This is a genomic window from Nitrobacter winogradskyi, assembly GCF_006539545.1.
Lineage (GTDB): Bacteria > Pseudomonadota > Alphaproteobacteria > Rhizobiales > Xanthobacteraceae > Nitrobacter > Nitrobacter winogradskyi_A.
This window is the reverse complement of the sequence record NZ_BJNF01000001.1, coordinates 1-3,924: the sequence shown is the minus strand read 5'-3', so window position 1 is coordinate 3,924 and position 3,924 is coordinate 1. Positions and strand designations below refer to the sequence as shown.

The following is a 3,924-nucleotide window of genomic DNA, read 5'->3' as shown; positions in this document are numbered from 1 at the left end:
CTTCGCTCGAAAACGCTCTCGCCATCCGCCGGCTTCTGGGCTTGAATCACCTGGGGTAACTATCGGTCGGTGAGTACCTTTGCGGGCAATCCGCTACTGCATGCGTAGCGATACGCCGAGCGTATAGGCTTTCGCTGCCGTTGCACCGGGAGTGCGCTTCAGCTTTTTTGCAATCTTCGCAACTCCGGCCTTTTGCTTCGCAAGTAACTTGAGGGTCTTCACGTCATCCTTCGTCCACTCGCGGCGAATGGTCTTTGTCTTCTTAGCCAAAACAGCACTCCTATTTGATCGAAAGTATCTGATCTACAGAAGTGCTGTTTAACACAGCTTGTCGGATGAGCAACATCTGCTTGTCATGCGGATGGCCTGAGATCGTCCCGGCAGGCGATCAATCCATTACATCACTGTTTCGACTGTCCCAACACGATCACTGTACCGGTCACAGCGGGATCGTGCGGCTTCAAGCTGCTAAATTTCCCATCGTTCCAGTCAGCAAGACTAACGACTGAGCCCCTCTGGGCTTCGGCCGCTACAGGCTCCGTCGATTCCAGAACCTTCAGGCCGCTTTCGTCAACAAAGAAGGTGTGGTCACCGAACAACTCACTCAGTTTACGAGCTGCCGGGTGATCGTCGGGAAGAACCTGTGCGTCCATCTGGTTCAGGGTCTGTTGCACCTGTGTCGCATTCAGTTTCATAACTACTCCTATGCTGGTTCAAAATCTCATGCGTTGCGGTTCTTTATAAGCGACCTCGTTTTTGATCAGGTTGCCTTGTTCGCAAACATGTCAGAACGCCTTCGTGTCGATATCGACGGCGACAACCTGCGCTGAGTTGCGGCCCCTCTCCTAAGAAGCGATACATACGAAAGATAACGCCGAAAGGTGTCGATCGACCGGGGTTTATGCGTTCATTCGGTGAATCTGAGATGGCTATTATGTGCAAGCGATGACTTGGTCTCGAACCGAAACTCTCTTCGGCAGGCGAGATGCGCTTGGGTTCATGGATGTAACGAAAAGATTCTTACCCGCGCGGTACGCGATAATCGCGGCGACCGAAATACTGACCAACGGATCGTGGCCAGCCATACCGGGCATCAGGCAATGGAATCAGCTCTGAGATCTCATCCCAGTGAGCGGTGCTACCAACACCGCCATTCCATCACCGCACCGGTTCGCGCGCGCTTTGACGCAGTTTCGGGATAGCCTATAGCGTTTGCGAGCGAAGCATGTCCTCGGGCTTGAGCCTAAGGATGGATGACCGGTTCGCGTGAAGAAAACGCGTCAAAGCAACGATCCAGAGCTTCGCTTCTGATTCAAGCAGAAGCGATACTCTAGGCTTACGAAAAGGCCGCCAAGGCAGCGGCGAGTACCCTGACGGCCATCACCAGCACCAAGGGACGAATAAATAGTGCTGGTTGAGATCAATTATACATACATAGCCTGTGACGGTGTTGTCGTAGCGCAATACGCTTGCCCCTTTACTGCGAAGGCATGCAATCCTTCGCCGGCACCGGGCCGGGCGAGATAACAGAGGTCGCCGCGAAGGGACCAACGATCACGTAAGGAAGATCGCCATCATTATGACAACGGTTGCTACCGCCGCAGAGCCGATCATCCCCATCTTGATGAAGGACTTATACGTCTGCTCATGCGCCGGATAATCCATTCCTTCCGAGGTTGAGTACACAATCTCTCTATGATCTGACATGTCAAATCTCCCAAGGCAGGGTTGATCGGCGGAACGAGAGTTTCCCCGGCAACTCTGGAGAGCTGCCGAGGAAACCCGTCCCACAGCGTTCAATCCGCACGATCGAGAGAGGTTCCTGTCGTAAGAAGAAAGCCGTCCCACCAGGAGACGGCCTTTCCATCGGGAACCTGCAATGCTCTATCAGGTGCCGCCGCTGTAGCCGACTTTTTCCTGCCCTTGAGGTTTCTTGCCCGGGTCATCTTCCTCCACGGCATCCCGAATGTCGGCCTTTCGCGCCCCTTCATCCTGCGATTGCTTCACTTGCGGCCTGCTGCCGCGGTTCTGCTGTTGGCCACGATTTTTGTCGTTCATGGCAGCTTGACCAGGATATCCCGGATCTGGATTCGGCGTACCGGCGGAGCCCGAGTTACTGGACGGACGCATGTTGTCGGGAGCCGGCGGGGGATGGCGACCTTGCGGATCCTGATGCACATCTTTACCGACACTGGGCCGCGTTTCACGATCATAACTCATCGAATGCGCTCCTTTGCAGACTGTGATGACTTGACCAATTCGTCAGCCAGCCCGTCGTTCCTCATGCAGCACAATTGATGTTTGAGCGCATGCTCTTCCGTCGCCCCATGCTGCGTTCCTGAGCGACCAAAAATGAGGAAGGCACATAGCTTCATGGACTCAGCAAGAAGCCGTCAGCGGGGCGCAAGCTGACTGATCAGTTCATTGGCGAAGGCGGGCATGGTGGTGCCGGCTGCGAAGTCGAACACGTTGATAGAGATGAAGACGCCAACGCCACGCGCGGGCGAGAAGGCGATATAGGACAGGGTGCCCTGCCGTCCGCCAGCCTTCTGCAAAATGAGTGGACGCGCACCCGCCGGGTTCATTACGACCCAACCGAGACCCATCGCATCCATATGGCCGGATTCATCGAGTCCCGGAGACCGGGTCGAGGCCGTCTCGCACTTGATAAGCTGCGTGATCGAGGATGCGCATCTCGGCATCGTCGCGTCCGAAGCGGTCGAGATGCCACTTCAACCAGCGCACCATGTCATTCGGGGTAGAGAACAATCCGCTCGCAGCAGCCTGGCTTCGCTGACTTCGGACGCCGCCGACGAACAGGCTCCACCGCGCAGCGTTGTGTGCTCACCAAGAATACCTTAGCACCCCTTTGCCGGCATAGCTCTCGACCGTGTTGGCGAACTCGCCTTCAAAGGTGCCGGCGAGCGAGAAGCCGTTGGCCCAGCTCATTTCAGCGGCAGCCGTGACCAGTGCGACGTTGGCGGGTAGCGCCGCGCCGTTGACGACAAACGATGCGCCGGGCAGCGACTGGAACGTCGCCGAGATCGAGCGATTGGTCCCGAAATTATGAGCCCAGGCCGTGCGGCCCCGCAACGTGAAGATAGCATTGTCGAGCGCGAACGATCTGTCGGTGCGCAAGCCCAATTCGGAACGTGATGCGGTAACACTTTTTGACGCGTAGTTGAGCGCGAACAGATTGCCGCCGGCGCCGCCCTGCTCGGCATAGGCCGGCAGATCGTAGTTGGTGAACTGCCCCGCGGCATAGGGCGTGATGCCCGCCAATGGAGTGGCAATGCGGTAGCCGCCTTCGAGCCGCCCCGAGAAAGCATTGGCGTTAAAATTCGCACGCAGCCGCTCGATGCCATTCGCCGTCACGGTGCGATCCGTGGTGACGTTTTGCCAACCATAGGCCAGCGCGCCGCTGAAATAGGCATTGCCGATACGGTGACGCGCGTCGACACCGACCTGGAACAGATCGGAGCGCCCCGTGCCAAACCCGTTGTCGACGCGGAATTGGGTTCCGCCGCCGGCCATTGCAAAGCCAAACATCGTATCCGGCGATACCCGGTAATCGGCGCCGACGGCGCCACCATAAACACTGCTGGTCGCGGTGTTAGAGCCGACAACGCTGTTGCCATTGGTGGTCTGCGAACCTCCGAATCCCGCCGACCAAACGCTCCAGCGTTGACCGAAGGTCGGCGCCAAGGGAGGCGCCTTGCGGTAAATCGCGGCATAGGCATCACGCTCCGAAGCGCTGCGCGTCTTCCCGTTGGCGGCATAGCCGAGTGCGGTGGTATCGTCCGCATAGGCCGTCGGAATGACTGATGCGCCATCGCCACCACGTCCGGCCATGAACGGGTCGGTCATCACCCCCATGAACAGGTTCATTGCGTTGAACGTCGCCTGCTGGGTCCCGGTGCCAAG

Annotated in this window: 6 protein-coding genes; all 6 read right to left on the bottom strand. The window is 57.6% G+C overall.

Annotation, left to right across the window (positions count from 1 at the left end; translation table 11 throughout):
• Positions 1-93 precede the first annotated feature (93 nt).
• Entirely contained in the window at positions 94-270 is a 177-nt protein-coding gene (locus tag NWI01_RS18685) for a hypothetical protein (protein WP_011314317.1), read from the bottom strand.
• 131 nt (positions 271-401) lie between these two features.
• Entirely contained in the window at positions 402-695 is a 294-nt protein-coding gene (locus NWI01_RS00025) for a hypothetical protein (protein ID WP_141381711.1), read from the bottom strand.
• 859 nt (positions 696-1,554) lie between these two features.
• Positions 1,555-1,707 carry an aa3-type cytochrome c oxidase subunit IV gene (locus NWI01_RS00020; protein ID WP_141381710.1) on the bottom strand — a complete coding sequence of 51 codons (153 nt, stop codon included), beginning with the start codon at positions 1,705-1,707 and terminating at the stop codon, positions 1,555-1,557.
• 180 nt (positions 1,708-1,887) lie between these two features.
• Positions 1,888-2,220, bottom strand: coding sequence for a hypothetical protein (locus NWI01_RS00015; protein ID WP_141381709.1), 333 nt, complete (start codon positions 2,218-2,220; stop codon positions 1,888-1,890).
• Between the two features lie 173 nt (positions 2,221-2,393).
• On the bottom strand, positions 2,394-2,702 hold the full coding sequence (locus NWI01_RS00010; RefSeq protein ID WP_244613579.1) for a serine hydrolase: 309 nt from the start codon (positions 2,700-2,702) through the stop codon (positions 2,394-2,396).
• Between the two features lie 142 nt (positions 2,703-2,844).
• Positions 2,845-3,924, bottom strand: a 1,080-nt coding sequence (locus NWI01_RS00005) for an autotransporter outer membrane beta-barrel domain-containing protein (protein WP_141381708.1), incomplete at its 5' end; no start/stop codon positions are given.

Bases quoted from the DNA above. Each gene is read 5' to 3' on its own strand.
- NWI01_RS00025 (WP_141381711.1), bottom strand. From the start codon at position 695: ATGAAACTGAATGCGACACAGGTGCAACAGACCCTGAACCAGATGGAC.
- NWI01_RS00020 (WP_141381710.1), bottom strand. From the start codon at position 1,707: ATGTCAGATCATAGAGAGATTGTGTACTCAACCTCGGAAGGAATGGAT.
- NWI01_RS00010 (WP_244613579.1), bottom strand. From the start codon at position 2,702: ATGCCGAGATGCGCATCCTCGATCACGCAGCTTATCAAGTGCGAGACG.
- NWI01_RS00015 (WP_141381709.1), bottom strand. From the start codon at position 2,220: ATGAGTTATGATCGTGAAACGCGGCCCAGTGTCGGTAAAGATGTGCAT.